The 26233-nt window shown below is 74.3% G+C and carries 24 protein-coding genes; 6 read left to right on the forward strand and 18 right to left on the reverse strand.

Features of this window, described 5'->3' with window-relative positions; translation table 11 throughout:
* Window positions 1-10 precede the first annotated feature (10 nt).
* Window positions 11-5665 carry a ThuA domain-containing protein gene (locus ACZ6S5_RS04415; RefSeq protein WP_465997633.1) on the reverse strand — a complete coding sequence of 1885 codons (5655 nt, stop codon included), beginning with the start codon at window positions 5663-5665 and terminating at the stop codon, window positions 11-13.
* 175 nt (window positions 5666-5840) lie between these two features.
* Here ACZ6S5_RS04415 and ACZ6S5_RS04420 point away from each other — a divergent pair, with 175 nt between their 5' ends.
* On the forward strand, window positions 5841-5999 hold the full coding sequence (locus tag ACZ6S5_RS04420; protein ID WP_465997635.1) for a hypothetical protein: 159 nt from the start codon (window positions 5841-5843) through the stop codon (window positions 5997-5999).
* 60 nt (window positions 6000-6059) lie between these two features.
* Window positions 6060-6965, forward strand: a complete 906-nt coding sequence (locus tag ACZ6S5_RS04425) for a GNAT family N-acetyltransferase (protein WP_465997637.1) — start codon at window positions 6060-6062, stop codon at window positions 6963-6965.
* On the opposite strand, the gene ACZ6S5_RS04430 is transcribed toward ACZ6S5_RS04425, so the two are convergent.
* From ACZ6S5_RS04430 to ACZ6S5_RS04455, 6 genes are all read right to left on the reverse strand, one after another.
* Complete coding sequence (locus tag ACZ6S5_RS04430) at window positions 6958-7476, reverse strand: O-acetyl-ADP-ribose deacetylase (RefSeq protein ID WP_465997639.1); 519 nt, start codon at window positions 7474-7476, stop codon at window positions 6958-6960. The genes ACZ6S5_RS04425 and ACZ6S5_RS04430 overlap by 8 nt on opposite strands.
* A 1-nt stretch (window position 7477) precedes the next feature.
* Entirely contained in the window at window positions 7478-8269 is a 792-nt protein-coding gene (locus ACZ6S5_RS04435; RefSeq protein WP_465997641.1) for an EI24 domain-containing protein, read from the reverse strand.
* A 24-nt stretch (window positions 8270-8293) separates the two neighbouring features.
* Entirely contained in the window at window positions 8294-8938 is a 645-nt protein-coding gene (locus tag ACZ6S5_RS04440; protein WP_465997643.1) for a response regulator transcription factor, read from the reverse strand.
* The gene (locus ACZ6S5_RS04445; RefSeq protein ID WP_465997645.1) at window positions 8926-10152 is read right to left on the reverse strand and encodes a sensor histidine kinase; all 1227 of its coding nucleotides are present in this window, start codon (window positions 10150-10152) and stop codon (window positions 8926-8928) included. The genes ACZ6S5_RS04440 and ACZ6S5_RS04445 overlap by 13 nt, the downstream gene beginning before the upstream one ends.
* A 62-nt stretch (window positions 10153-10214) precedes the next feature.
* The gene (locus ACZ6S5_RS04450; protein ID WP_465997647.1) at window positions 10215-12752 is read right to left on the reverse strand and encodes an ABC transporter permease; all 2538 of its coding nucleotides are present in this window, start codon (window positions 12750-12752) and stop codon (window positions 10215-10217) included.
* A complete protein-coding gene (locus ACZ6S5_RS04455; RefSeq protein ID WP_465997649.1) occupies window positions 12749-13492 on the reverse strand; it encodes an ABC transporter ATP-binding protein in 744 nt (247 codons plus the stop codon). The genes ACZ6S5_RS04450 and ACZ6S5_RS04455 overlap by 4 nt, the downstream gene beginning before the upstream one ends.
* A 102-nt stretch (window positions 13493-13594) precedes the next feature.
* Between ACZ6S5_RS04455 and ACZ6S5_RS04460 the strand changes: the two genes are divergently transcribed.
* The gene (locus ACZ6S5_RS04460) at window positions 13595-14584 is read left to right on the forward strand and encodes a helix-turn-helix transcriptional regulator (protein ID WP_465997651.1); all 990 of its coding nucleotides are present in this window, start codon (window positions 13595-13597) and stop codon (window positions 14582-14584) included.
* On the opposite strand, the gene ACZ6S5_RS04465 is transcribed toward ACZ6S5_RS04460, so the two are convergent.
* On the reverse strand, window positions 14575-15489 hold the full coding sequence (locus tag ACZ6S5_RS04465) for an SDR family oxidoreductase (protein WP_465997653.1): 915 nt from the start codon (window positions 15487-15489) through the stop codon (window positions 14575-14577). The two genes, ACZ6S5_RS04460 and ACZ6S5_RS04465, sit on opposite strands and share 10 nt — an antisense overlap.
* 77 nt (window positions 15490-15566) lie before the next feature.
* Here ACZ6S5_RS04465 and ACZ6S5_RS04470 point away from each other — a divergent pair, with 77 nt between their 5' ends.
* Window positions 15567-16232, forward strand: a complete 666-nt coding sequence (locus ACZ6S5_RS04470; RefSeq protein WP_465997846.1) for a nucleotidyltransferase domain-containing protein — start codon at window positions 15567-15569, stop codon at window positions 16230-16232.
* A gap of 57 nt (window positions 16233-16289) precedes the next feature.
* Here the strand turns inward: ACZ6S5_RS04470 and ACZ6S5_RS04475 are convergent, their stop codons facing one another.
* The 6 genes from ACZ6S5_RS04475 to ACZ6S5_RS04500 form a co-directional block, all read right to left on the reverse strand.
* Entirely contained in the window at window positions 16290-17177 is an 888-nt protein-coding gene (locus ACZ6S5_RS04475; RefSeq protein ID WP_465997655.1) for an acetyltransferase, read from the reverse strand.
* Between the two features lie 186 nt (window positions 17178-17363).
* Window positions 17364-18101 (reverse strand): alanyl-tRNA editing protein, encoded by a 738-nt coding sequence (locus ACZ6S5_RS04480; RefSeq protein ID WP_465997657.1) that lies wholly within the window; start codon window positions 18099-18101, stop codon window positions 17364-17366.
* Window positions 18102-18112: 11 nt separating this feature from the next.
* On the reverse strand, window positions 18113-19000 hold the full coding sequence (locus ACZ6S5_RS04485; RefSeq protein ID WP_465997659.1) for an alpha/beta fold hydrolase: 888 nt from the start codon (window positions 18998-19000) through the stop codon (window positions 18113-18115).
* Window positions 18997-19320, reverse strand: coding sequence for a DUF2516 family protein (locus ACZ6S5_RS04490; protein WP_465997661.1), 324 nt, complete (start codon window positions 19318-19320; stop codon window positions 18997-18999). Before ACZ6S5_RS04490 ends, ACZ6S5_RS04485 begins: the two co-directional genes overlap by 4 nt.
* 72 nt (window positions 19321-19392) lie before the next feature.
* Complete coding sequence (locus ACZ6S5_RS04495) at window positions 19393-20088, reverse strand: hypothetical protein (protein ID WP_465997662.1); 696 nt, start codon at window positions 20086-20088, stop codon at window positions 19393-19395.
* Window positions 20089-20090: 2 nt separating this feature from the next.
* Window positions 20091-20702: a helix-turn-helix domain-containing protein gene (locus ACZ6S5_RS04500; RefSeq protein WP_465997664.1), complete on the reverse strand. Its 612-nt coding sequence runs from the start codon at window positions 20700-20702 to the stop codon at window positions 20091-20093.
* Window positions 20703-20814: 112 nt separating this feature from the next.
* On the opposite strand from ACZ6S5_RS04500, the gene ACZ6S5_RS04505 reads away from it, so the two are divergent.
* Window positions 20815-21612 (forward strand): alpha/beta fold hydrolase, encoded by a 798-nt coding sequence (locus ACZ6S5_RS04505; protein ID WP_465997666.1) that lies wholly within the window; start codon window positions 20815-20817, stop codon window positions 21610-21612.
* A gap of 125 nt (window positions 21613-21737) precedes the next feature.
* On the opposite strand, the gene ACZ6S5_RS04510 is transcribed toward ACZ6S5_RS04505, so the two are convergent.
* The 4 genes from ACZ6S5_RS04510 to ACZ6S5_RS04525 form a co-directional block, all read right to left on the reverse strand.
* Entirely contained in the window at window positions 21738-22697 is a 960-nt protein-coding gene (locus ACZ6S5_RS04510; RefSeq protein ID WP_465997668.1) for an asparaginase, read from the reverse strand.
* Window positions 22698-22791: 94 nt separating this feature from the next.
* Entirely contained in the window at window positions 22792-23619 is an 828-nt protein-coding gene (locus ACZ6S5_RS04515) for a beta-keto acid cleavage family enzyme (protein ID WP_465997670.1), read from the reverse strand.
* 86 nt (window positions 23620-23705) lie between these two features.
* Window positions 23706-24818 (reverse strand): CAF17-like 4Fe-4S cluster assembly/insertion protein YgfZ, encoded by a 1113-nt coding sequence (gene ygfZ, locus ACZ6S5_RS04520; RefSeq protein WP_465997672.1) that lies wholly within the window; start codon window positions 24816-24818, stop codon window positions 23706-23708.
* Complete coding sequence (locus tag ACZ6S5_RS04525) at window positions 24815-25243, reverse strand: Fur family transcriptional regulator (protein WP_393178726.1); 429 nt, start codon at window positions 25241-25243, stop codon at window positions 24815-24817. The genes ygfZ and ACZ6S5_RS04525 overlap by 4 nt, the downstream gene beginning before the upstream one ends.
* Before the next feature lie 68 nt (window positions 25244-25311).
* On the opposite strand from ACZ6S5_RS04525, the gene ACZ6S5_RS04530 reads away from it, so the two are divergent.
* Complete coding sequence (locus ACZ6S5_RS04530; protein WP_465997675.1) at window positions 25312-26160, forward strand: aminotransferase class IV; 849 nt, start codon at window positions 25312-25314, stop codon at window positions 26158-26160.
* The last annotated feature ends 73 nt before the right edge of the window (window positions 26161-26233 follow it).

A 26233-nucleotide genomic window follows, 5' to 3' on the forward strand; every position in this document is an offset into this window, starting at 1 on the left:
GGCGGTCGTCCTACGAGCCGGACAACCGCCCGATCAGCGCGTCCGCGTCGCGGACCAGCACGGTCCGCAGCTCGGCGTCCGGTACCACCTTCGGGTCACCGGCCAGGTCCCGGAACGCCCGGAGCTCCCGTACCGCCTGCGCGTCGAGCCCGCGGGCCGCGAACCGGGCGGCCCGATCCAGCGGCTTGTGCAGCTCGGTCGCGCTCTCGGCGGAGAGCCGGCCGGTGGCCCGGAACCGGTCCACCAGGTTGCCCATGTCCTCGATCGAGGTGGTCACCGTGAACGTCACCGACCGGGTCGACCGGTTGCCGGCCTCGTCGGTCGCCACCACCGTCAACGTGTGCCCGCCGAGCGACAGCTCGTAGAGCGGCAGCAGGGTGTTGTCGAGGATCGGCCGCCCGTCCAGGGTGCCGACCAGCGACGTGACCCCCGACGTGCCGTCGGTCGCCGAGTAGGTGATCCGCACGTCCTGGCTGTCGCCGTAGGTGACGCCGGCCGCCACCCCGGACAGGAGGACCGCCGGGGCGGTTCCGTCGATCTTCAGTACGGCCGACTTCACGTCCTCGACGTTGCCCGCCCGGTCGGTGGCCCGGTAACGGAGGGTGTGGTTGCCGTCGCCGCGCACCTCCACCGAGTCGGTGTACGCCGTCCAGGCTCCGCCGTCGAGCGAGTACTCGATCCTCGCCACCCCGGACGTCTGGTCGGCGGCCGTGATGGTGACCGGCACCGCACCGGTGTGCCACCCCGAGTCGCCCGCCGGGGCGAACGTCGCGGCGGAGACCGGGGCGGTCCCGTCGAGCTTGAGCACCAGTTTCCGCGGCTCCTCGACGTTGCCCGCCAGGTCCACCGACCGGTACTCGACGGTGTGCTCACCGTCGCCGGCCACCGGGACCGGCCGGGTGTACGGGGTCCACCCGCCGCCGTCGGTCCGGTACTCGGTCCGCAGCACGCCGCTGTCGGTGTCGGTGGCCTGCAGGGTGACCGTGACGTCGGAGCGGAACCAGCCGGCGTCGCCGTCCGGCTGGGCCGGCGAGGTCGTCGCCCGGGTGGTGGGGGCGGCGGTGTCCGCCGGCAGCTCCTTCAGCCGGATGTTGCGGAACGAGACGTCGTCACCGTCGCCGTGGTTCTGGATGCCGACGTAGCTGGGCTGCCGCATCCGCTCCGGGTCGGGGTTGACGTACTGGTTGATCTTCGTGCCGTTCAGGTAGACCACGATGCTCTGGCCCCGGACCACGATCTCGTACGAGTTCCACTGCCCCGGCGGCTTCAGCGCGGCGTCCCGGGCGGCCAGGTCGGCCGACTGGAAGCTGTAGATCGCCCCCGTCGTCCGCTCCGGCGCGTCCGTGGCGTCGATCTGGATCTCGTAGCCCTTGTTGACGGCCACCCACGGGTCGTCGCCCGGGTCCGGGAACCCGACGAACACCCCGGAGTTGTCGTCCCCGGCCATCTTCCAGTCCAGCTTCAGGCTGTAGTCGGTGAAGCCCTGCTCGTACCAGTGCAGGCCCAGCCCGCCGTACGACAGCAGGGTGCAGTCGGCGGCGTGCAGGAACCCGCCCGGTCCGGCCTGCCGCCACGTGGCCAGGCTCGCCGGGGTGCCGTCGAAGAGGCTGGTGTAGCCGGCCTCCGGGGCCGTCGGCGTACAGGCGTTCTGCGGCGCGTCGTCGAGCCGGAAGAAGTCGAACGACGCCGGGTTACCGGTGCCGTTGAACGCGGCCAGCCCCACCTTCGGGTTCGGTACGGCGGCGAGATCCCGGGGCCGCCCCACGGTCGTCCACTGCTCGCCGTCCGTCGAGTACGCCGCGGTCAGGGTCCGCCCGTCGCTGGTCACCTTCATCCAGACCGTGTGCGGGAAGTCCACGGCCAGGTTGGGCGAGCGGTCGACGGCGCCGCCGTCGATCGGCGAGCCGCCCTGCTGCTGGATGAACTCGAAGTTGCGCACCCCGCTGCCGTTGACGATGAACGAGAACTTGACGAAGTTCGCGTCGTCGCCGTGCACGATGAGGCCCGCCTGCTCGTACTCGTCGCTGTGGTCGACGGTCACCTTCGTGACGGCCTGCCACGCCCCGTCGGGCGCGTCCTGGAGCAGGATGTTCTTCGCGTCCGTGGCGCCGCCGTACATGTCACCCGGCAGGGCGTCGATCTGCAGCGACCCGTTGGCGAGCCGGTAGTGCGCGGGGTCCTCGCGCAGCACCGCCCAGCGGCACCGGTCGATGACCTCGCCGGTGAACTCGTCGTCCGGGTTCACCTCTGCGGACGGGTCGGCGCAGGGCGGGGCCACCCGGTAAGTGTTCACCGTGACGGTGGCCGAGGCGGCCAGTCCGGACGGATCCTTCGCGGTGACCTTCGCCGTGTGGATACCGGCCTCGGTGTAGGTGTGCGTGGGGTTCCGCTCGGTCGACGTGGCGCCGTCACCGAACTCCCAGGCGTAGCTGAGCTGGTCCCCGTCCCGGTCCGTGCCGGTGGCGGTGAAGTGCACGGTCGCCGGTACCTCCGCCTGGGTGACGTCGGCCGAGGCGGTCACTTCCGGGCGGGTGCTGGACGCCACGCCCTTGCCGTGGAAGGTGAACTCGTCGATGTCGAAGAGCCCGCCGCCGGAACCGGAGAACACCAGGTAGAGCCGGTGGGTGCCGCCGGGGTCGGTGACCGGGACGACCGGACTGTCGACGTAGTTGTCCCAGCCCCCGGTGTTCGCCACCGGCATGCTGGCGACCAGGGGCCCGTCCGGCCGGTCCGCGCGGAACTCGAGCGTGCCGCCCCCGCCGCCGGAGGAGAGCCGGGCCTGCACCCCGGTGATGCCGGTCAGGTTGTACGTGTCGAACGCGATCCAGTCCCCGTTGTCGATGTAGCCGACCCGCTTGCCGCCGTGCGCACCACCCGCGTCGACGACCTGGATCCCGTTGGCCTCGGTGAAGTGCTCGCTCTGCCGGACCCGCGGCTGGAGGACCAGCCGGGTCTGCCCGGTGAGCGGCGGCACGCCCGCCGCGCCCCGGTCGGTGTAGGTGGCGGCGACAACACCGTAGAGGTTAGCGTCGGCGCTGTGGCCGTCCTCGGCGACGGTGTCGAGCACTCCCTCGCAGGCGTGCGTCTGGACCAGCCCGTGGCTGTGCGTGTCGTGGCCGAGGGCGTAGTCGATCTGCACGGTCCCGCAGTCGACCTCGCCGTCCTCCGGGTCGGTGACGGTCGCCTTGAACGGCACCCGGTCACCGAACTGGAAGACGCCGCCGGCCGGTGGGACGGCGAACTCGATCCGCGGCGCGGTGTTGCCGACCGTGATCTGCACGGTCGCCGTACCGGTGGTGCCGGCCTGGTCGGTCAGCGTCAGCCGGGCGGTGAACTGGCCCGCCGTGGTGTAGGTGAAGGTGGGGTCGGGCTCGGTCGAGTCGACCGTGCCGTCGTCGGTGAAGTCCCAGGCGTAGCTGAACGAGTCGCCCGGGTCGGGGTCCCGCGACCCGGCGGAGGAGAAGGCGACGGTGAGCGGGGCCTGGCCGGAGGTCGGATCGGCGCTCACCGCCGGGACCGGGGCGCGCTTGCCCTTGACGTAGTCGATCCGGTAGACGGCCGAGTCGGGCGCGCCGCCGAAGTAACCGCTGCCGTAGTCGAGGACGTAGAGGGACCCGTCCGGGCCGAACTCGATGTCCATCGGCCGGACGATCTGCTCGGGGAACGGGTTGATGCTCAGCGGCTGGCCGGCGTCGTCCAGGATGACGTTCTTGATCCAGCCGCGTCCCCAGTCGGCCGCGAAGAAGGTGCCGTCGTAGTACGCGGGGAACTTGGTGTCCGACTTCAGGTCGGGGTCGTACCGGTAGACCGGGCCGCCCATCGGGGACTCGCTGCCGTCGCCGAACTCCGGCACGGACCCGCCGTCGTACGCGATCCACGCCGGCTGCGCGGCGGGCAGGTCCTGCTTGCCGGTGTTGTGCGGCGAGGTGTTCCGGGGGGCGGCGCAGTCGAACTTCGGCCCGGAGGTCCCGGTGGCGAAGTCGTAGTCGTTGTACGCGACGTTCGGGCCGACGCAGTACGGCCACCCGAAGTTGCCGGGGCGGCGGATCTGGTTGAACTCCACCATCCCGGCGGGGCCGCGGTTCGGGTCGGCGGCGCCGGCGTCCGGACCGTACTCGCCGAGGTAGAGCCAGCCGGTCTTCGGGTCGACGGTGAAGCGGAACGGGTTGCGGAAGCCCATCGCGTAGATCTCGGGCCGGGTGCCGGCGGTGCCGGCCGGGAAGAGGTTGCCGTCCGGCGCCTGGTAGCTGCCGTCGGCGGCCACCTTGATGCGCAGCACCTTGCCCCGCAGGTCGTTCGGGTTGGCCGAGGAGCGCTGCGCGTCGTAGGCCGGGTTGCGGCTGGCCCGCTCGTCGATCGGGTTGTAGCCGTTGGAGGCGAAGGGGTTCGTGTCGTCGCCGGTGGAGAGGTAGAGGTTGCCGGCCGCGTCGAAGGCGATGTCACCGCCCGCGTGGCAGCAGATGCCCCGGTTGGCGGGCACCTCGAGGATCTTCTGCTCGCTGGCCAGGTTCAGGGTGCCGCCGGACAGTTTGAACCGGGACAGCCGGTTCACCCCGTCGAAGGGCGCGAAGTCGGCGCTGGTGCCGTCGTTCGGCGCGTCCCCCTCGGGGGTGCCCAGCGGTGGCGCGTAGTAGAGGTAGATCCAGCCGGTGGTGGCGAAGCCGGGGTCGACCCCGATGCCCTGCAACCCGTCCTCGTCGTGGTTGTAGACCGGGATCCGGCCGGCGAGGCTGGTCACGCCCTGCGGGTCGGTGAGGAAGACCCGGCCGTCGCGGGAGGTGTGCAGCACCCGCCGGTCGGGCAGCACCGCGAGGTTCATCGGCTCGCCGGTGGTGTCGGCGCCCTTGGCGAGGGTGACCTGCGCGAAGTTGTCGTCGACGGTGGCCCCGCAGTCCGCCGGCACGGCCCCGGCGGCGGTCTCGATCCCGCCGAGCAGGTGCGTGAGGAACTCCGGTTCGGCGTACGAGGCGTCGGTGTGACCGCCGCCGGTGTACCAGGACCGGCCGCCGTCGTACTGCTGGCACCAGGCGATCGGGTGGCTCGTGCCCATCGCGCCCGTGCCCGGCGCGTACGTCCGCTCGTCGAGGGCCGCGAGGACGTGCACCTTGCCGCGCGGGTCGGCGCGGTAGTTGTACCACTCGTCGGTGCGCACCCACCGGTCCGGCAGCGACGCGGTGGCGGGGTGCACGTGGTCGTCCACCTTGACCGTGGCCTGCTGGATCGCCGGGTGGCTGTTGAAGTACGCGCCGACGAGCTTGCCGTACCACGGCCACTCGTACTCGGTGTCCGAGGCGGCGTGCACGCCGGCGTAGCCGCCGCCCTGGCGGATGTACCGCTCGAAGGCCGCCTGCTGGTCGGTGTCGAGCACGTCGCCGGTGGTGGAGAGCCAGACGACCACGTCGTACCGGGCCAGGTTCGGGTCGGTGAAGGCCTCGGCGTCCTCGGTCGCGTCCACCGCGAAGTTGTTCTCCTGCCCGAGCTTCTGGATCGCCGCGATCCCGGCGGGGATCGAGCCGTGCCGGAACCCGGCGGTCTTGGAGAAGACCAGGGCCCGGAAGCTCGGCTCGGCCGCGGCGGCGGGCGTGGACAGACTTCCGGCTATCGGCAGCGCCAGCAGCGCACCGAGCGCCGCCGACAGCAGACGGCGTAGCGGTTGACGGGACACGGCGCCTCCTCACCCGATCGACCAACTTCTACGCGGACCTTAACGGCCCCGAAACACAAAGGACAGATGTCGAAGACGAAACTTCTGATGGTGAGAGCAGAACTTTTCCGATCGGCAGACAAAAGTGGGCGGTTAACCCGTCGCGCGGACCGGGGACGACGGCTACCGTCGGCCCGTGCTCCGTCCCGCTCGCCCCGACGACGCGCCCGCCGTGGTGGCGCTGCGCGCGCTGGTCTACCCGTACCTCGTGCACGGGGTCGAGGGGACCCGGCAGGCGATCGCCGGCCCCCGGGCGCACGCCACCCAGTGGTCCTGCCTGCGCGACCTCGGCTGACCGGCACCGGGCCGATTTAACCGGTCGCAAGTGACGCGCGACGGTGTCTAGGGTCGGCCGGTGACCGATTCCCTGATCCGTCCCGCCCGTCCCGGGGACGCGTCCGCCGTCGTGGCGCTGCGTGCGCTGGTCTTCCCGTATCTGGTGCGCGGGGTCGAGTCGACCCGCCGCATGATCGCCCAGCCGCCGCCCGACGAGGACTGGACGGCCTGGGTGGCGGAGACGGACGGGCAGGTGGTCGGCTGGGCATCGGCGTACCGCAACGCGCAGACCTCGACGCTCGGCGTGGGCGAAATCTCCACCCTGCATGTCCACCCGGCCCACCGGCGCCGGGGCGTCGGCACCGCCCTCCTCGACGCCGCGCTCGGCCACCTGCGGAGGATCGGGGCGACCCGCGTGCTCACCCACTGCCGGTCCGAATCCCTGCCGTTCGCTCAGCGGCACGGCTTCACGCCCAGTCGCGAGCTGCGCTACTCCGCGCTCGACCTCCGGCCCGCCCCGCCGATGCCCGAGCCGCCGCCGGGCGTCCGGCTGCTGCCGGCCGCCGGGGTGGACCCGCGCCGGATCCATCGGGCGGACGCCGAGTCGTCGCTGGACGAGCCGGGCGACGTACCGACGGACGTGCTCGGTTACGACCACTGGCACCACGAGTGCTGGGACAACCCGGGGCTGGACCGGCAGGCCAGCACGGTCGCCGAGGTGGACGGCGAAGTGGTCGCCCTCAGCCTGGTCAAGCGGGACGGCGACCGGATGTGGTCGGACTTCACCGGCACCGTGCCGGGACACCGCGGCCGGGGTCTGGCCCGGCTGACCAAGCAGGCCGCCCTGCACCGCGCGGCGGCGACCGGGGTACGGACCGCGTACACCTCGAACGACGAGGCGAACGCGCCGATGCTGGCGATCAACGCCCGGCTCGGCTACCAGCCGGTGGACAGCCAGTGGTCCTGCCGGCGCCGGCTCAGCTGAACTTGGCGGCGACCCGAGCGGCGAGCGCGTACGTCTCGGCGCCGAAGAGCACCAGCCGAGCCTCGGTGACGTGCACCGGGGCGGCCCCGTGCAGCACGGTCAGCGCCTGGCGGACCGCGTCCTCGACCGGCCAGCCGTAGACGCCGGCGGAGATCAGCGGGAAGGCGACCGCCACCGCACCCAGCTCGTCGGCGAGCGCGAGGCTGTTGGCGTAGCAGGCGCGCAGCAGCGCCGACCGGTCCTCACGGGGTGAGAAGACCGGCCCCACGGTGTGGATCACCCAGCGGGCCGACAGGTTGCCGGCCGTGGTGGCGACCGCCTGGCCGGTCGGCAGGCCCTTGCCGTAGCGGGAGGCGCGCAGGGCCCGGCACGCCTCCAGGATCGCCGGGCCGCCCCGACGGTGGATCGCGCCGTCCACCCCGCCGCCGCCGAGCAGCGAGGAGTTCGCCGCGTTGACGATCGCGTCGATGGGCTGGGCGGTGATGTCCCCCTCGACCAGCATGATCTCCATGTCACCCCTCCTCGACGGACTGCCCGAGCGACCGGCGCGCCAGCAGGGTGGCCCCGGCGACGGCGGCCGGCATGACCAGCACCGCGCCGAGCGGGATCAGGAAGCAGACGAAGACGGCCACTCCGAAGCCGAGGGTGGTCGGCCGGTCCGCCTTGAGTATCGACCGGCGGTCCGGCAACCGCATGCCGCGCCGGTAGAAGGGCGCGCCGACCAGCTCCAGGGCGAGGAACCAGCCACCCACCAGCGCGCCGACCACCGGGACGACCGTCTGGCCGACCACCGGGATGAACCCGGCCGCGAAGAGGGGTACGCCGACCAGCGCGGAAACCGCCACCAGCCGCAGCGAGTCGACGATGCTGCGCCGCAGCGAGGCCCAGAACGGCACCTCGACCGCGCCCGGGGTGCCGCCCAGCCGGTCCTCCACCCGCTCGGAGATCTTCTCGTAGAACGGGTCGCCGATGGCCAGGGTGACCGCGGTGAAGGCGAGCACCCCGAGCAGCCCGGCCAGCCCCACGATGGCCAGCCCGGCGACCACCCGGATCAGCCCCCGCCAGGTCCCGGACCAGTCGTCCGCGAACGGGGTGAGCAGCGCGGCCAGGTCGTCCACGAAGTACAGCAGGGCGGCGAACGCGGCCACGAAGAGCGCCCCGGAGATCAGCGCCGGGATGATCCCCAGCAGCATCAGCCCGGGGCTGCGGACGTACAGGGCGAGGCCGCGCAGCAGCAGGCCGGCGCCGGCGAGGAAGCGGGTGACGGCGCCGGTCACCGGCGCGGCGAAGCGGGGTGCGTCCACGACCGGACAGCCTAGCCGGGCGGATCACCCGTTCAGGTACGCGAGCACGGCGCGTACCCGGCGGTGCGCGTCGTCGGCGGGCGGCAGGTCGAGCTTGGCGAAGATGTTGGTGATGTGCTTCTCCACGCTCACCGGGGCGAGCACCAGGGCCGCGCAGATCGCCGAGTTCGACATTCCCTGCGCCATCAGCCCCAGCACCTCACGTTCGCGCGGGGTGAGCGCCTCCACTCCGGAACGCCGGCTGTTGCGGGTGAAGAGCTGGCGCACCACCTCCGGGTCCATCACCGTCCCGCCGGCCGCCACCCGGTCCACCGCGTCCAGGAAGTCGTCGAGCGCGGTGACCCGGTCCTTGAGCAGGTAGCCCACCCCGCCCCGGCCGTCGGCGAGCAGATCGGCCGCGTACGCCCGTTCGACGTACTGGGACAGGATCAGCACCCGGGCGTCCCGCCCGTCCGCCCGCAGCCGGAGCGCGGCGCGCAACCCCTCGTCGCGAAAGCCGGGCGGCAGCCGGACGTCCACCAGGGACAGATCCGGTCGGTGCCGCTCGACGGCGTCGATCAGGTCGTCCGCGTTGTCCACCGCGGCCACCACCTCGTGGCCGGTGTCGGTGAGCAGCCGCACCAGCCCGTCGCGCAGGAGCAGCAGGTCTTCGGCGATCACGATGCGCATGGCAACTCCGCGTGCAGGACGGTCGGGCCGCCCGGTGGACTGGTCAGGGTCAGCGTCCCGTCCAGGGCCTCGACCCGGCGACGGAGGCCGTCGATCCCACCGCCGGTGGGATCGGCGCCGCCCCGGCCGTCGTCGGTCAGGGTCACCGCCAGGGCGCCGGCGGTGCGGGTCAGCACGATGGTGCACCGGGACGCCTCGGCGTGCTTGCCCGCGTTCGCCAGCCCTTCGGCGACGACGAAGTAGGCGGCCGACTCCACCGCCGCGGGGTAGCGCCCGGCCGGGTCGCCGCGCAGCCGCACGGCGAGCGGGCTGTCCGCGGCCAGCGCGGCGAGAGCCGCGTGCAGGCCCCGGTCGGTGAGGATCGGCGGGTGGATGCCGCGGACGAGCCGGCGCAGCTCGGCGAGCGCGTCGTCGAGCTGCCGGCGGGCCAGGTCCACGTCGGACAGCGCGGCGCCGCCGTCGGCACGGAGTTTCCGGGCCGCGAGCGCCAGGGTCATGCCGGCGGCCACGATCCGGGCCTGGGCGCCGTCGTGCAGGTCGCGCTCGATCCGGCGCAGCTCGGCCGCCTGCGCGTCGACCACCCGGGAACGGGTCTCCGCGAGCCGGGCGGCCTCCCGGACCAGCCGCAGGTGCGCGCCGGGGGCCAGCAGGGCGCGCGCCGCGGCGGCCACCGCGCGGGCCAGCCGCCGGACCAGGAACGCCCCGACCGGCAGCAGCAGCAGCCCGAGGGCGGTGAGGGCGAACCGGCCCGGGGTGGTGGTGAGCAGCGGTCGCAGCGGCCACGGCGCCCGGTGGTTGGGCACCGCCCAGAGCCAGGCGGGCGCTGCCACCGCGCCCAGCAGGACGGCGGTGACCACCAAGCCGGCCACCCCGCTCACCAGGCCCAGCGGGAAGGACACCACCAGCCAGGCCAGGTCCCGCCAGGTGGCCGGCTGCCGGGCCAGGTGGGCGACGCGTTCGCGTACGGTGCCCGGGGCGGCCGGCTCGTACGGCTCTTCCAGCGGCCGGCCGAGGACCCAGCCGGCCCGCCGGCGCTCGACGGCGGCGAGCCGGCGGGTGACCCAGGCGGCCCCGAGGAACGCCGGGCCGCCGAGCTGGGTCACCGCGAGCAGGCCGACGGCGAGCAGCGCGGCCACGGTCCAGGCGAACCCGGCGGCGCCGGCCAGGATCCCGGCCGCCAGGTACGCCAGGCTCCGGGCGGTCGCCGTCGTCACGCGGCGGATCGTAGCGGTCCGGGCCGCCGCCGGCGTACCGGCGGCGGCCCGGGAGTGGAGGGTCACCGGTCCCCCAGGGCCGGCAGGCCGCGCCGCCGTTGCACGAGCCGGACCGGCAGAGCGCCGGCGAGCAGCCCGAGCCCGGCCACCCCGCCGAGCAGCACCAGGTACGTCCCGGGTGCCACCACCAGCCGGAGGACGCCGTCCTGGGCGACGCTGAACGGGACGACCACCGTGCTGGTGACGGCGACGCCCAGCACCACCGCGGCCAGCACGGTGATCAGCGCCTCCCGGTCCACCAGGCGGTGCACCTGCCGGGCGGTCGCGCCGGCCAGCCGCAGGTCGGTGAACTCCCGTCGGCGGGCGGTGGCCGAGATGGCGAACGTGTTCACCACCGCGATCGCCGTGAAGCCCAGCGACACCACCACCAGCAGCTCCCACGCGCCCTGCTGGTTGCCGTCGTCGGTACGGGTCGCCGCCGCGGTCGGCACCACCTCCAGCTCGGGCCAGTGCTGCCGGATCCGTTCGGCGACCGCGCCGTCGGAGTCCCGCAGGGCGACCATGGTGACGAGTCCGCGCGGGTCGTGCGCGGCGACCAGTCCGGCCGGCAGGGTCAGCTCGCCGAAGCCGCGGTGCCGGGTGTAGCGGGCGGAGAGTCGCAGGACGACCTGCTCCCCGTCGGCGAGCCAGATCGGCACCTCGTCGCCGAGCCGCCAGCCGTACGCGTCGGCCAGGTCGCCGCTCGCCGCGAACGTCCCGTCCCCGGCCAGGGCACCCGCCTCGACGGCCAGGTCGAGCGCGCCGTCCGACCCGGTGCGCAACACACCCTGCGCGGCGTGGTCCTGGGGCTTGCCGTCCTGGGCGAGCACCACGCGGGTGGGTATGGTCGCCACCGCGCCGGTGACGCCGGGCAGCGTGGCCACCCGCTCCGCGGTGCCGAGCGGCAGCCCGGCCGCGCCGGTGACCAGGGTGTTCGCCCCCGCCAGCCGCTGCGCCTGCTGGTCGCCCGCCAGCCGGGTGAGCAACTCGCCGTTGAGCAGCAGCGGCGCGTTGATCGCGAACATCAGCACCAGGGGCACGGCCACCGCCGCGGTGCGGCGGGCCTCCACCCGGGTGGTGGCGGCGGCCAGCCAGCCCGCCGCGCCGGTGCCCGCCCCGAGCCGTCCCGGCACGGCCGAGACCAGCCGGACCAGCAGCGGGCCGAGGGCGGCGACCGCGCAGAGCAGCAGCGCGGAGGAGATGAAGGTCATGCCCATCCCGAACGGGCCACCGAGCGGCACGAAGGTCAGCACGGCGACCGCCCCGCTCGCGGCGACCAGGGCGGCGGCGGCCCGGCCCAGCGTCCCGCCGCGCGGCGCGACGACGGTCTCGACGAGCGCCTGGGCCGGGGCGACCCGTACCGCGCGGCGGCCGGCGAACCGGGCGGCGACCAGGGTGACCAGCGCTCCGGCGCACCCGGCGAGCAGGAGCACGACCGGGTTGACCCGCACGGTGAACTGGGCCGGCACCACCCCGAGATGCCGGAACCGGGCCGCCACCAGGTGGGCGACGAGCACGCCGAGCGGCAGCCCCGGCAGCGCGGCGACGGCGGCGAGCACCAGGCTCTCCACACCGAGCAGCCGCCGGAGCTGGCGCGGGGTCGCCCCGATGGTGCGCAGCAGGGCCAGTTCGCGCAGCCGCTGCCGGACGCCCAGCGCCACGGTGCCGGTGAGCACGAAGATCGCGGCGAAGGCGGTGATCCCGATGGTGAAGCCGAAGACGGAGATCGGTCCGATGTAGTCGGGCAGCGCCCCGGGCAGGTCGGCCCGTACCCGGTCGGCCCCGGTCAGCACCGGCGCACCTCCGGCGCCGGCCCGGACCGCCGCCAGCAGGGCCGTCCGGTCGGTTCCCGGCTCGGCGAGGACCGCGACGGCGGTGGGACCGGCCAGTCCGGACACCGCGGCCACGTCGCCGTCGGCGAGGAAGAGCGCGCCCTGAGCCGGCAGCGCGTCCCGGCCGGCGGGAGCGGCGACGCCGGCCAGCCGCAGGGTCCGTACCCCGGTGCGGGTGGTGATCCGGAGGTGGTCGCCGACGGCGAGGCCACCCCGGGCGGCGAGGTCGGCGTCCACGACCACCTCGCCGGCCAGCGGCGCGCGTCCGGCGCGCAACCGGTACGGGGTGAGCGCGGCGGACGACCAGCCGTGGCCGATGACCGGGGCGGCGTCGGCACCGCGCACCGGCTGCCCGGCGGCGGTGGTCAGCTCGACGGGAAAGGCCGCGTCGGGCACGACCCGGGCCACCCCGGGCAGCCCGGCGAGCCGGGTCGCCAGGTCCCGGGGCAGCGTCCCCGCCCCGCTGAGCCGTTCGGTCTTGACCTTGGTCTTGGTTTTCGTCCTGCCCTTCTTGTGCTTCTCCCTCGTCGTGGTGAGGGTGACCTCCCGGGCGCCGGAGACCACCGCCGCGGTGGCGGCGAACCGGTCGGCCGGCGGGGTCGCGGTCAGCACCGAGAAGAGCAGCAGGCCGGCGCCGGCCAGCAGCGCCACGGCGAGCAGCGCGGCGAGGAAGGTGCCGAGGTAGGCGCCCCGGTGGCGGCGCAGCGTACCGATCGCGAGGCGGATCATGCGGCCGTCACCGCCGTCATCCGCGCGGCAACCGTCTCGACCGTCGGGTCGGCCAGTTCGCTGACCACCCGCCCGTCGGCCAGGAAGACGACCCGGTCGGCCCAGGCGGCCGCCGCCGGGTCGTGGGTCACCATCACCACCGCGGTACGCAGCTCGTCCACCGCCTCGCGCAGCAGCGCGAGCACCTCCCGGCCGGCGCCGAGGTCGAGGGCCCCGGTCGGCTCGTCGGCGAAGATCACTTCCGGCCGGGCGGCGAGCGCCCGGGCGAGTGCGACCCGTTGCCGCTGGCCGCCGGAGAGCTGCCCGGGTCGGTCGTTCTCCCGCCCGGCCAGGCCGACCCGGTGCAGCACCTCGCGGGCCCACGCCCGGTCGGGCCGGGTGCCGGCGAGCCGCTGCGGCAGCAGCACGTTCTGCCACACCGTCAGCGACTCCATCAGGTTGTACGACTGGAACACGAAGCCCACCCGTCGGCGGCGGGCCTGGGTGAGCTTCGGCTCGCGCAGCGTCCCGAGTTCCTGCCCGGCGAGCCGGACCTGGCCCCCGTCCGGCCGGTCCAGCCCGGCCGCGCACTGCAGCAGGGTGGACTTCCCCGACCCGGACGGTCCCATGACCGCACTGAACGTCCCGGCCGTGAAGGCGACCGTGACCCCGGCCAGCGCTGGCGTCCCGCTGCCGCCGGCGTATCTCCGCACCACATCGACCAGTTCGACGACCGGCCGTCCCGGTCCTTGAATTCGCATGTCCTCAGCCTCGTCACCGGGCGGCCCGACCGACACACGGTCACCTCGTATCTACGGGGTGGGGACAGCCCTACCGTGGCCGGCGCGGGGCAGGATGGTCCGGTGCGCGCGTCCCGCCTGATCGCCTTGGTCCTGCTGCTCCAGTCGCGGGAGACGATGACCGCGGCCGAGCTGGCCCGCGAGCTGGAGGTCTCCGAGCGCACCGTCTACCGGGACGTGCTGGCGCTCTCCGCGGCCGGCGTGCCGGTGTACGCGGACCGGGGCCGGGCCGGCGGCTACCGCCTGCTGGGCGGCTACCGGACCCGGCTGACCGGGCTGACCCGGGACGAGGCGGAGGCGCTCTTCCTGGCCGGGCTGCCCGGGCCGGCCGGCGACATGGGCCTGGCCGACGCGGTGGCCGCCGCCGAGCTGAAGGTCCTCGCCGCGCTGCCGCCGAGCCTGCGGGACGCGGCCGCCCGCACCGGTCAGCGGTTCCACCTGGACGTGCCGGGTTGGTTCCGCGAGTCCACCCCGCCGCCGTGGCTGACCGAGCTGGCCCGCGCGGTCTGGCGGGACCGGGTGGTCGAGCTGCGCTACCGGCGCGGCGAACGGGAGGTGACCCGCACGGTGCAGCCGTACGGGCTGGTGCTGAAGAGCGGGACCTGGTACCTGGTCGGCCGGGTCGACGAGGGGTACCGGACGTACCGGGTGGACCGGGTGGTCGGCGTCGAGGCGGGCGAGGACAGCTTCGACCGGGACGAGGGCTTCGACCTGGGGGCGTACTGGCGGGAGCAGGCGGAGGCGTTCCTGCGCGGCATGCTGCGGGCCGAGGTCCGCGTCCGGCTCAGCCCCGCCGGCCTGCGCGCGCTGCGGCACGCGGCGGAGGCCCCCTTCGCGTACGAAGAGGCGGTGGCAGGAGCGGGCGAACCCGACGGGCAGGGGTGGGTGGTGACCCGGCTGCCCGTCGAGTCCGTGCCGGTGGCGTACGACGTGCTGCTGCGGCTCGGTCCGGAGGTCGAGGTGCTCGATCCGCCCGAGCTGCGGGCCCGCTTCGCCGAGGCGGCCCGCCGCGTGGCGGCGCTCTACGACGTAGGGCCGGAGGGTCAGCGGTAGCCGCTGTCGTCCGCCGGCTTGCCGGGCTTGATCACCTCTTCGTGGTAGCGGAGAAAGTGCGGGCGGGTGCCGTCGAGGTCGGTGAAGCCGTACACCTGGGCGAGGCTGCCGGCGTCGACGGACTCACCGTTCCAGCGGGCCCGGTCGGGGTCGGCGGCCAGGGCGGCCACCGCGCGCCCGACGAAGGCCGGCGTCTCCGACATGACGAAGTGCGGCTCCTTCGCCGCGCCGTCGCGCCAGTTGGCCTCGGTGACCCCGAAGTGCTCCAGCATCGCCTCGGAACGCAGCCACCCGGGGGTGAGGGCCACCGCGGTGCACCCGTGCGGCGCCAGCTCGTGCGCCTGGGTGAAGGCCAGCCGGTTCACCGACACCTTGGCCAGGTCGTAGAAGACCGAGAGCCGGTACGCCATGTCGTTGTACTCCTTGGTGCCGTCGCCGATCTCGACGACCAGGCCGCCCGGGTTGCGGATCAGCAGCGGCAGCGCGTAGTGGCTGGTGATGATGTGGGTGTCCACGGCCAGCCGCAGGGTGCGGAAGCCGGCGTCGAGGGGTTGCGCCCAGACCGGCTTCTCCCAGGTGATCAGCGGGTCGGCGCCCCAGATGTCGTTCACCAGCACGTCCAGCCGGCCCTGCTCGGCGTCGATCCGCTCGACCAGGCGGCGTACCTGGTCCCGGTCGAGGTGGTCGACCGCGACCGCGATCCCGGTGCCGCCGGCCGCGGTGACCAGCTCGGCGGTCTCCTCGATGGTCTCCGGCCGGTCCATCTCCGAGCGGCCCTCGCGGGTGGTCCGGCCGGTGGCGTAGACGGTGGCCCCGGCGGCGCCGAGCTGGACGGCGATCTGTCGGCCGGCGCCCCGGGTCGCCCCGGCGACGAGCGCGATCTTCCCTGTCAGCGGTTTCGTCATGTCACCCACCGTGGCACCGATACCTGACAGCCGAAGTCCGGTTTTCCCGGCGATTCGGATCAGCCATCATGGCCGGCATGCACCTGCTGCTCTCCGGGATCGTCGGCTCGGTCGCGTACGGGCTGGCCGGCCCCGGCTCGGACGTGGACCGGATCGGCGTCTTCGCCGCGCCCACGGTGGCCTTCCACGGCCTGCACCCGCCGAAGGAGTCGGTGGTCACCACCGATCCGGATGTGACTCTCCACGAATGCGCGAAGTACTGCCGGCTGGCGCTGAGCGGCAACCCCACGGCGACCGAACTGATGTGGCTGCCGGACGACTGCTACGAGACCCGGACCGGGTTCGGCGAACGGCTCATCGCCATCCGCTCGGCCTTCCTGAGCGCGCCCCGGGTCCGCGATGCCTACCTCGGCTACGCCACCCAGCAGTTCCGCAAGCTGACGACTCGGGACGCCTCCGTCGGCGGCCGGCGGCGTTCGGCGAAGCACGCCCGGCACCTGGCCCGGCTGCTGCACCAGGGGCGGGTGCTCTACGCGACCGGCCGGCTGGAGATCCGGCTGGCCGACCCGGAGTGGTTCCGGGCGTTCGGCGAGCGGGTCGCGGGCGGCGCGCTGGACGAGGCGGAGACGCTGGTCGCGGCGGCCGAGCGGGACTTCGACCGGATCCGCACCCCGCTGCCGGATCGGCCGGACGAGGAGACCGTGGAGCGCTGGTTGCTCGACGTCCGGGCCGCCCACCTCTGAACCGTCCGGCCCGGTGACCGGTGCGCCCCGGCGGGACCGGGGCGCACCAGGGACCACCTACCGGCCGGGTTCGAACAGGACCCGGCAGCGCAGCTGGCGGAACCCGGTCCGTTCCAGCTCCGCCACCACCGCCACCCGGTGGGCGTCCACGTCGGCCACCACCTCCCGGGCACCGCCGGCCGACAGCACCCGTACCGCCTCGGTGATCAGCTCGCTGCGGGCGGCCTCGTCGAGCAGGCCCAGGTAGGCCAGGAGCGGATAGCAGGCGTCCCCGGCCGTACCGGCCAGGCCGGCCGGCTCTTCGCCGTCCATCGCGACGCGCCAGTCCTGCGGCGGCCCGGTCAGCCAGGCCAGCGGGTCGGTGGCCAGGTCCACCCCGCCGACCGCCAGCGCGATCTCCATGCCGGTCAACACGTCCGGCTCGGCAATTCGGGCGACGATGGCGTTGATCTCCGCCGCGTCGGCGGCCGGACGGAAGGTGTACCGCTCGGAGGTCGCCGGCAGTGGCGTGCCCGTCCAGGAGCAGCGCACCCGCTCCCGGCGCTCGACCAGCCCGGCGAGCCGGGCAGCCGCCATCGGCGCCTCGACCACGGCCAGCACCTCCGGCCGGCGCCGCCAGTGCGCCGGCAGTGCGGCGTAGTACTTCGTGGGGCCGCCGAGGGCCTCGTGGGCCGCGCGCAGCAGGGCCGCACCGACCGCCGGCTCGGCGGCCAGGTCGAACCGCTCCAGCCAGGGAGCACCGGCGGCCCCCGGCGGGAGCAGCCAGGCCGCCCGGCCGACGACCCGGCCGGCGCGCAGCGCGACCCAGGTGCGCTCGGGTCGGTAGCCGCCGCCGGCGATCCCGTCGGCGTAACTGACCTGGCGCAGTTGCGGCAGCGGATCGGGCATCGACTCGAACAGACTCTCCTCGCCCGCGACAAGCGGACGGATGACCACATCGGTCACAGGTTGATCCTCCGGAAAGCAGACGCCCCGGGTCAGATCCGCGTGGACGCCGGGACGCGGAGGGGGCGCAGAACATCGGACACGGTTCTGACCTCCTTCCGGCTCGTGGGCGTTCCCGAAACCTACTCGACGCACTTGGGCGCCGCAATCACCGCACGCCGAACCCGTTGCCCTCCGGGCCGGCCGTCAGTCGACCACTCGCACCCGGACCCGGCGGTTGGCCCGACCCTTGCTCTCCACCTTGACCACCTGGACCTTGCCGATCTGGGCGGTGGAGGCGACGTGCGTGCCCCCGTCGGCCTGCACGTCCAGCCCGACGATGTCGACGATCCGGACCTCCTGCTCGTCCGGCGGGATCAGGTTGGACTGGGTCCGGATGATGTCCGGCAGGGCCAGCGCGTCGGCCCGGGGCAGCACCCGCACGGCGACCGAGCGGTCCGCCGCCACCTCGGCGTTGACCAGCTCCTCGATCCGGCTCTTGAAGTCCGGCGGCACCTCGGGGAGGTTGAAGTCCATCCGGGCCTCGCCGGGTTCCATGTTGCCGCCGGTGACCAGCGCGCCGAAGTCGCGGAAGACCACCCCGCAGAGCACGTGCAGCCCGGAGTGGGTGCGCATCAGCATGGTCCGCCGGTCGTCCTCGACCGCACCGGTGACGGCGGTGCCTACCGGCGGCAGTGGGTCACCCTCGGCCGGGATCAGCCAGAGATCGTCGCCCTTGCGGGTGCCCACGATCCGGGTCTGCGCCCCCTGCCAGAGCAGCACTCCGTGGTCCGGCGGCTGCCCGCCTCCGCCCGGGTAGAAGGCCGACCGGTCCAGCACGATGCCCTGCTCGGGATCGGCCGCCAGCACCGTGCACACCCACTCCCGCAGGGTGGGGTCGGCGAGGTCGAGACGGTGCGTACGGCCATGGTGTGTGACGCCCATGACAGGGGACGTTACCCGTTCAGGAACGTCGAGATCCGCTCCCGCAGGTCGGCGCGTTCCGTCCAGAGCACGCCCGGCCGGTCGTACACGTGCAAGGTGGCGTTCGGGAGCGCGGCGGCCAACCGTTCCGCGACCGGCACCGGGTGCAGGTCGTCGCCCGCGCAGGCGATCACCAGCGCCGGCACGGTGGCCGCGGCGAGCGCCCCGGCGTCGCGCAGCGGAGCCTGCTCCGGCAGGCTGGCCAGGCCCGGTGCGAGCCCGTCCCGGAGCAGTTGGTCCAGCCGCTGCCGCAGGTACGCCCAGCCGGCCGGGGTGTTGCGGACCGACGGCGGCAGCTCCAGCGAGACCACGTCGGCCAAGGCCGAGGCGTCCCCGTCCGCCACCGCATCCAGCAGGTCGGTCAGCCGGGCCCGGGCCACCTCGCCGCGCGGCTCGTCGAGGACGGCGGGCAGGAAGAAGACCAGCTTCTCGAAGCGTTCCGGGCTCTCGACGAGCAGCCGGCAGAGCGCGCCCGCGCCGAGGCTGGCCCCGAAGGCCCGGGTGGCGCCCCCGAGGTCGGCGATCGCCCGCAGGTCTCGGGCCAGGTCGAGGTAGCTCCACGGGCCGGGCGGCGAGTCGGAGCGACCATGCCCGCGGAACTGGAAGAAGACCTTCCGCCCGCTGACCGCGCTGCCGAACGGGCGGGTGGTGGCGATGCCGTTGCCCAGCCCGTGCGCGAACACCGTCACCGGGTCACCGGTGCCGGTGACCAGCCGCTCCAGCCGTACCCCGTGCGGGGTGGTGATCAGCTCGGTCTCCGGCTCGGGCAACGCCGGCCGGCCGGTGCGCGGCGCCCCGGGGCCGGGGCCCCAGGTGCGCGGGCCGCCGTCCGGCGGCGGGGGCCAGCGGAAACTTCTCACCAGAAGCCTCGGCCGTCGTGCAGGTCACGCAGCCCGACCCGGACGTCCAGCAGGTAGATCAGGGCGGCGGCGATGCCGACCAGCCCGAAGATGCTGATCGCCCCGCCGAACCCGAAGAACGGCAGGGTGAGCAGCATGCAGACGGCCAGGATGGCGATCCAACCGCCCTTGGGCAGGGTGCCGATCGCGGAGAACCCGTCGGAGCGCTGGGTGATCGCGTGCACCAGCGCCACTCCCTCGATGACGAGGGCGAAGACGAGCAGGAGCAGCTCGATAACCCAGCGGACTTCGAACGCGAAGATCGGCGCGGCAATGGCCATGTCGGCAAGCTTATGCCGAGACCCCGGAAACGTCCGACAGGACGCTGTCCGGGGTCCCGGTCCAGATTCGACTCACTCGGCGGCGGGGCGGGTCCGCTTCGTGGTCTTCGGCAGCTTGGCCGACGGGGTGGCGGGCTTGGCCGCGGTGGCCTTGGCGGCGGTGGCCTTGGTGGCCCGGGTCCGCTTCACGGCGGCCGGCTTGCTCTCCACGGCCTCGGCCACCTCGACCGGGGACGGCGCCTCGGCCGGCTTCGCGGCCTCGGTGGCCGGCGCGGCCTCGGTCGCCTCGATGTCGGCGTTCACCGTGTCGGCGGCCTCCAGCACCCCGGCGCCGACGACCCGCTCGCCCCGGGCGACCAGCTCGGCGTACGCGGCCAGGGCGCGGGCCTGCGCGGCCTGCGCGCCGGCCAGGGCCCGCTCCTGCGCGGCCTGCGCGCCGGTGAGCACGGCGGCGGCGTTGCGGGTGGCGGCCGCCCGGAGCTTGTCCAGGGTGGCCGCCTCACGGAGCTTGTCCAGGTCGAGGTCGGCCGGGACGGCCTTCTCGCGCAGGCCGGCCGCGGTCAGGTTGGCCGTCTTCAGCGTGGTGGTCGCCTTCTGGTGCAGCTCCACGCCGGTGACGACGGCCTTGCCGCTCAGGTCGGCGACGACCCGGGTGCCGAGGTCGGTGACCACGGTGGGGAGCTTGCGCAGCTGCTGGAGGGCCAGCTCGCCGGCGCCGGCGGCGGCGTAGACGGGGGCCGGAATGCGGTTGGTCTTCGGCTGGGTCATGACTACTCCTCTTCGGCCGCACCGGCGGCCTTGCGGACCGCCCGACGGGCGGCCTTCTTCTCGGGGACGGCGGTGGTCGGGGCCGGCGTGGCGCCCGCCTCGGTGACGGCGACCGACTCGAGGACCGCCTCGGTCGGGGTGCCGTCCGGTGTCGTGGGGCCGGTCGCGGCCGGCGTGGCGGTGGCCGGGGCCTGCGGCGCGCTCCTCGGCTCGGTGACCTCGGCCGGGGTCGGCTCGGTGGCCGCCTGCGCCGCGGCGGTCGCCTCGGCGAGCCGGGCGTTCTCCCGGCGGAACGTCTCGTAGATCTGGGTGAGCGACTGCTTCTGGGCCATGGTCAGCTCGGGGTCGACGGCGATCGCCGCGAGCACGCCCTGCCCCTCCTTGTCGTCCAGCAGCCCGGCCCGCAGGTACATCGCCGGGGTGGAGACGCGCAGGGCGGTGGCCAGCTGCTGGAGCACCTCGGCGCTCGGCTTGCGCAGGCCGCGTTCGATCTGACTGAGATACGGGTTGCTCACGCCGGCCTGCTCGGCGAGCTGGCGCAGGGAAATCTTCGCATTACGCCGCAGGTCGCGAATGAACCCGCCGACGTCGGGAAGGTCCTTACCGGTGGCCATGACTCCACGCTAGCTCGCGATGCTAGCTTCTGCAAGCAAAACGCTAGCCAGAGTTAGCGAAGTCACGGATAGCGTGTTGCGCCGCCCGGTGTCCGGTCCGTACCGTGCCCCCGTGGTCAAGATCGAGGTCAACGGCGCCCAGCTCACGTACGACGAGACCGGCAGCGGGAGCCCGGTGGTGCTGCTGCACGCCGGCATCGCCGACCGGCGGATGTGGCGGAGCCAGGTGCCCGCCCTCGCCGCCCGACACCGGGTGATCGTTCCCGACCTGCGCGGCTACGGCGACTCGGAGCTGCCGCCGGCACCGTTCGCGCACCACGACGACGTGATCGGGCTGCTGGACGCCCTCGGCATCGCGCGGGCCGCCCTGGTGGGCTGCTCCTTCGGCGGCCGGGTGGCGGTGGACACCGCGCTGGCGCACCCGGAGCGGGTCTCCGCGCTCGCGCTCTTCGGCGCCCCGGTCTCCGGCAACGAGTGGACCGAGGAGACCGAGCAGCTCTGGGAGGGGCTGGTCGGCGACGTGGACCCGGAGGACTTCGCGGCCACCGCGCAGGGTGAGGTGCGGTTCTGGGTGGTCGGACCGACCCGCGAGCCGGCGGACGTCGACCCGGAGCTGATCCGGTTCGCCGAGGAGATGGACCGGCGCGCGCTCGCCGCCGAGCAGGCGCTCAGCGCCATCGAGGTGGGCGAGCTCGACCCGCCGGCCATCGACCGGCTCGGTGAGCTGCGGATGCCCGTGCTGACCGGGGCCGGCGCGGACGACCTGGCGGACATTCGCCGGCTCGCCGACCGGATCGCCGCCGAGGCCCCGCACGGCGTCCGGATGCCCGACGTCCCGGACGCCGCCCACCTGCTGCCGCTGGAGCGCCCCGAGCCGGTCAACGCCGCCCTGCTCGACTTCCTCCCCTGAGCGGACCCGGCGGACATGTCTGAACGACAGACCGCTCCTGACTCATGAGGCGGGCCGCTGCGGCTACCGGGTGACCGAACCCACCCCGCGCGAGCAGCGGCCCCGCCACCACCGATCGGCGCGGGTCACCAGACCGGACGGACCGCCCCGACTGGGAGGCCGCCACCGAGCAGCGGCACGTCGGCGTACTCGGCCAGCACCGGGGCCTCGACGCCGAGTCGGCGCAACGCCGCGACCAGCACCGGCATCCGGGCCCGCGCGGCCCCGTCGTCGATCTTGAGAGCGACCGCGCCGACCCCCGGCACCGCCGCCGCGATGACGCCCTCCGCGCCGACCTTCGCCAGCAGCCCGGGCACGCCCCGCATCAGCCGGGTGTCGTCGGCCTGGGTGCCGCCCACCAGCTCCGGGAACGCGCGCATCGCGTCCGCGACGGTCCGCTCCACGGTGCCCGGCTCGGCGGAGACCAGCCGCAGGTACGCCCGCGCCAGCCCGGTCAGCGACACGGCGAGCACGGGTGCGCCGCAGCCGTCCACCCCGACGGCCGCCGCCGGCTCGGCGGTGAACTCCTCGATCGCGGCGGTCAGCCGCTGCTGGAGCGGATGCTCGGGCCGCCAGTAGCCGTTCAGTGGCCACCCGGCGGCCAGGCAGGTCAGCAGCATCCCGCTGTGCTTGCCGGAGCAGTTCATCTGGATCCGCCGCGCCCCGCCCCCGGACCGCAGCACCGCCTCCCGCGCCGCCTCCCCGACCGGCAGGTCCGGCGGGCAGTGCAGGGCCTCCTCGCCGAGTCCGCCCCGGCGCAGCAGGGCGACGACCCGCTCCACGTGGAACTCCTCGCCGGCGTGGCTGGCCGAGACCAGCGCCACGTCGGCCGGGTCGGTCAGCGGTAGGCCGGCCCGGAGCATCCCGATCGCCTGCATCGGCTTGCTGGACGACCGGGGGAAGATCGGGGAAGCCACGTCCCCCGCCCCGGCCACCGGCGCACCGGCGGCGTCGAGCACCACCACGGAACCCCGGTGCAGGCCCTCCACGAACCCGGACCGGACCACCTCGGCGAGCGGCACGCCGCCCTCGTACGTCTTTCCCACGGAGTGGACGGTACCGAGGGGTCCGGGGGGCCCGGCACCGGGGTGACCAGCGGCGGCGGCCGGAGCCGTACAGGGGCGCCGGGCGGGCCGCCGCTTACAGGCCGAGCAGCGCCCGGGCCTCGGTGGTGGTCAGCGGCGGGCGCTGGGCGAGCTGGGCGAAGCCGACCGCGCGGGCGACCAGCTGCATGTTGGACTCCACCGGCCGACCCTTGGCGTAGGTGACCGTGTCCTCCATGCCGACCCGGAGGTGGCCGCCGGCCGACAGGGACGCCAGCAGCACCGGGATGGTGCTGCGGCCGACCCCGGTGGCCGAGAAGGTGGTGCCCTCGGGCAGGTCGCGCAGCATCTGCTGGGCGGCGACCAGGGTGGCGGTGGTGCCCGGCATGCCGCCGGGGACACCCATCACGAAGTCGACGTGCACGTGGCCGCCGTGCGGCAGGCCGTACCTGCCGAGCAGGCGTTGCAGGGCGGTGAGGTGGCCGAGGTCGAAGATCTCGTACTCGGGGACGACGCCCTTCTCCTGCATCCGGGTGTGCAGGTCGACGATGAACTCCCAGCGGTTCATGAAGACGTCGTCGCCGAAGTTGACCGTGCCCATGGTGCAGGAGGCCATGTCCGGGCCGGCGTCCAGCACGGCCAGCCGAGCGGCCTCCGGGTCGGTCACCGCGCCGCCGGAGGAGAGCTGCACGATCAGGTCGGTGCTCTCCCGCAGCGCGGCCACGGTCTCCCGCAGCCGGCCCTGGTCGAGGGTGGGCTTCGCCTCGTCGTCCCGGATGTGGACGTGGATCACGGCGGCGCCGAGCGCCTCGCACTCCTTGGCGGCCAGCAGCAGCTCGTCGAGGGTCACCGGCAGCGCCGGCACCTCCGCCTTGGCCGACTCCGCGCCGGTGGGGGCAACCGTGATCAACGTCCCTGTCGTCATGTCGGGATCCTAGACCGGAGGGCTTCCCGACGGAAGAATCATGGGCTCTGGCACTCTGGAGCGGAAAACTTCCCGCCGCCGGCCCGCTACGCCGGATCGATCGCGGCGGCCGTCTCCCCGACCATCAGCCGGGCGTCGTCGGCGACGTTGCGCTTGACCACGGCGAGGGCGATCTGACCCAGCTCGTAGTGGTGCACCGCGGTGCCCACGAAGCCGACCGCGCGGCCGTCCAGGGTCACCGGCGTGCCGGCGACCGGCGGCTGGTCGGTGGTCACCCCGTCCAGGTGCAACAGGACCAGGCGGCGCGGCGGCTTGCCCAGGTTGTGCACCCGGGCCACCGTCTCCTGACCCCGGTAGCAACCCTTGTCGAGGTGCACGGCCGGGGCGATCAGGTCCACCTCGGCCGGGATCGTCCGGTGGTCGGTGTCCACTCCGGCCCGGGCGCGCCGGGCGGCCACCCGGACCGCCTCGTACGCCCACAGCCCGGCCACCGGCACCCCGGCGCCGCGCAACTCGTCCACCACCCCAGCCATCGCCGGGCGAGGCACCAGCAGGTCCACGCCGAGCGCCACCCGACGGGCCCAGCCGCCGACCGGCAGCGGCTTCACGTCGTACACCACGGTGGGCCGGGACGGCAGCTCGCCGGAGCGGAACTTCGGACCCGGCACCGCGACCACGTCGGGCGCCGCCAGCCCGGTGACCCCGAGCGTGTCGAGCGCGCCGGTGGCCTCCGGCCCGACCAGCGAGAGCACGGCGTGGTCGGCGGTGGCGTCGCGCGGCTCCACCCTGCTGAAGAACCGCATCTTCTCCAGGTACGACAGCAGGCCGGCGGTCATCCCCGGCTCGGTGTCCAGCCAGGTGGTCTCGCCGTCCTCGACCACCATGGCGTGCTGCTCCACGTGCCCGTGCGGGGAGAGGACCAGCAGCTCGGTGCCCTGCCACGGGCTCAACGCGGCGAGGTGTTGGCTGGTCAGGGTGTGCAGCCAGCTCATCCGCTCCTCGCCGGGCACCGCCACCACGCCCCGGTGCGAGCGGTCCACCAGACCGACCCCGGTGGCGAGCGTGCGCTGCTCGCGCATCGGGTCGCCGTAGTGTGCGGCGACCGGACCGACCCCGGCCGCCCGGTGGACCGGCTCGGGCTGGTCCCGGGTCTCCTCGTCGATCGCCTCGGTGGCCACCGCGCCCGCGATGTCGATCATTTACGTCCCCCGTCCTCGCACTGGCCGCAGACGCCGAAGAGCGCCACGTGCCCGATGTCGACCTGGAACCCCCGCTGCGCGGCCAACTGGTCGGCCAGCGGGCGGAGCAGCTCGGGCTCGATCTCGTCGATCGCGCCGCACTCCCGGCAGACCAGGTGCACGTGCTGGTGCTCGCCCGCCGCGTGGTAGGTCGGCGAGCCGTGCGACAGGTGGGTGTGGGTCACCAACCCGAGCCGCTCCAGCAGCTCCAGCGTCCGGTAGATGGTGGTGATGTTGACCCCGGCGGCCACCTCGCGGACCGCCGTGTGCACCTGCTCCGGCGTGGCGTGCCCCAGCTCCATGACCGCTTGGAGGACCAGCTGTCGCTGCGCCGTCAGCCGCAGCCCACGGGAGCGGAGCAGTTCCGCGAGGGAGGATTCGGACACCGTCCGATCATAGTTCGGCCGCCGCGTCGGACCGGCCGCCGAGGGGTACGCGGCTACCCTCGGCGGTCGTGGTGGCATCGCGGGTGGCCGTGCTGGGCCGGGGCGTCGTACCGGCCGGGGAGCCGGTGCTGCGCGGCGACGACCGGGGCGTGCTGCACGGGGACGGCCTCTTCGAGACCATGCACCTGCGCGGCGGCCGGCCGTGGCTGCGCGACGCGCACCTGGCCCGGCTGCGGGCCGGCGCGGCGGCGGTCGAGCTGGACCTGCCGCCCGCCGATGCGCTGATCGACCTGCTCGACACGGTCCGCGCCGGATGGCCCCCGGAGGTGGAGGGGGCGCTGCGGCTGGTCTGCACCCGGGGTCCGGAGGGCGGCGGACCGCCGACCGTCTACGCCACCCTGGCCGAGGTGCCGGCGGCGGCGCGGCGGGCCCGGCGGGACGGCGTGACGGCGGCCACCCTGCCGCTCGGGGTCGCCGCCCGGGCCCGCCCCGAGCTGGGCTGGCTCCCGGTGGGCGTGAAATCCACCTCGTACGGGGCGAGCACCGCGGCCCGGCGCTGGGCGGCCCGGACCGGCGTGGACGACGTGCTCTGGGTCTCCACCGACGGGTACGTGCTGGAGGGGCCGAGCGCCAACGTCGTCTGGCTCAGCGGCGCGACGCTGTGCACGGTGCCGGCGGCGGCCACCGGGGTGCTCCCCGGGGTGACCGCGCGCTGGTTGCTCGACCACGCGCCCGGGCTGGGCCTGCGGGCCGAGGAACGCCTGGTCACCCCGGCGGACCTGCATCGCGCGGACGGGATCTGGCTCACCTCGTCCCTCCGGGGCCTCGCCGAGGTCCGCTCCCTGGACGGCGTACCCCGTCCCTCCTCCCCCCTGACCCCGACCCTCCGCACCCTTTCCGGCTTCCCCGTCCGTTGATCATGAAGTTAGCGGTGGCCGGTGCCCGATTTGTCGCCGCTAACTTCATGATCGCCGGGGCGGGGACGGTGGG

This window comes from Micromonospora sp. NPDC051924, from assembly GCF_055586005.1.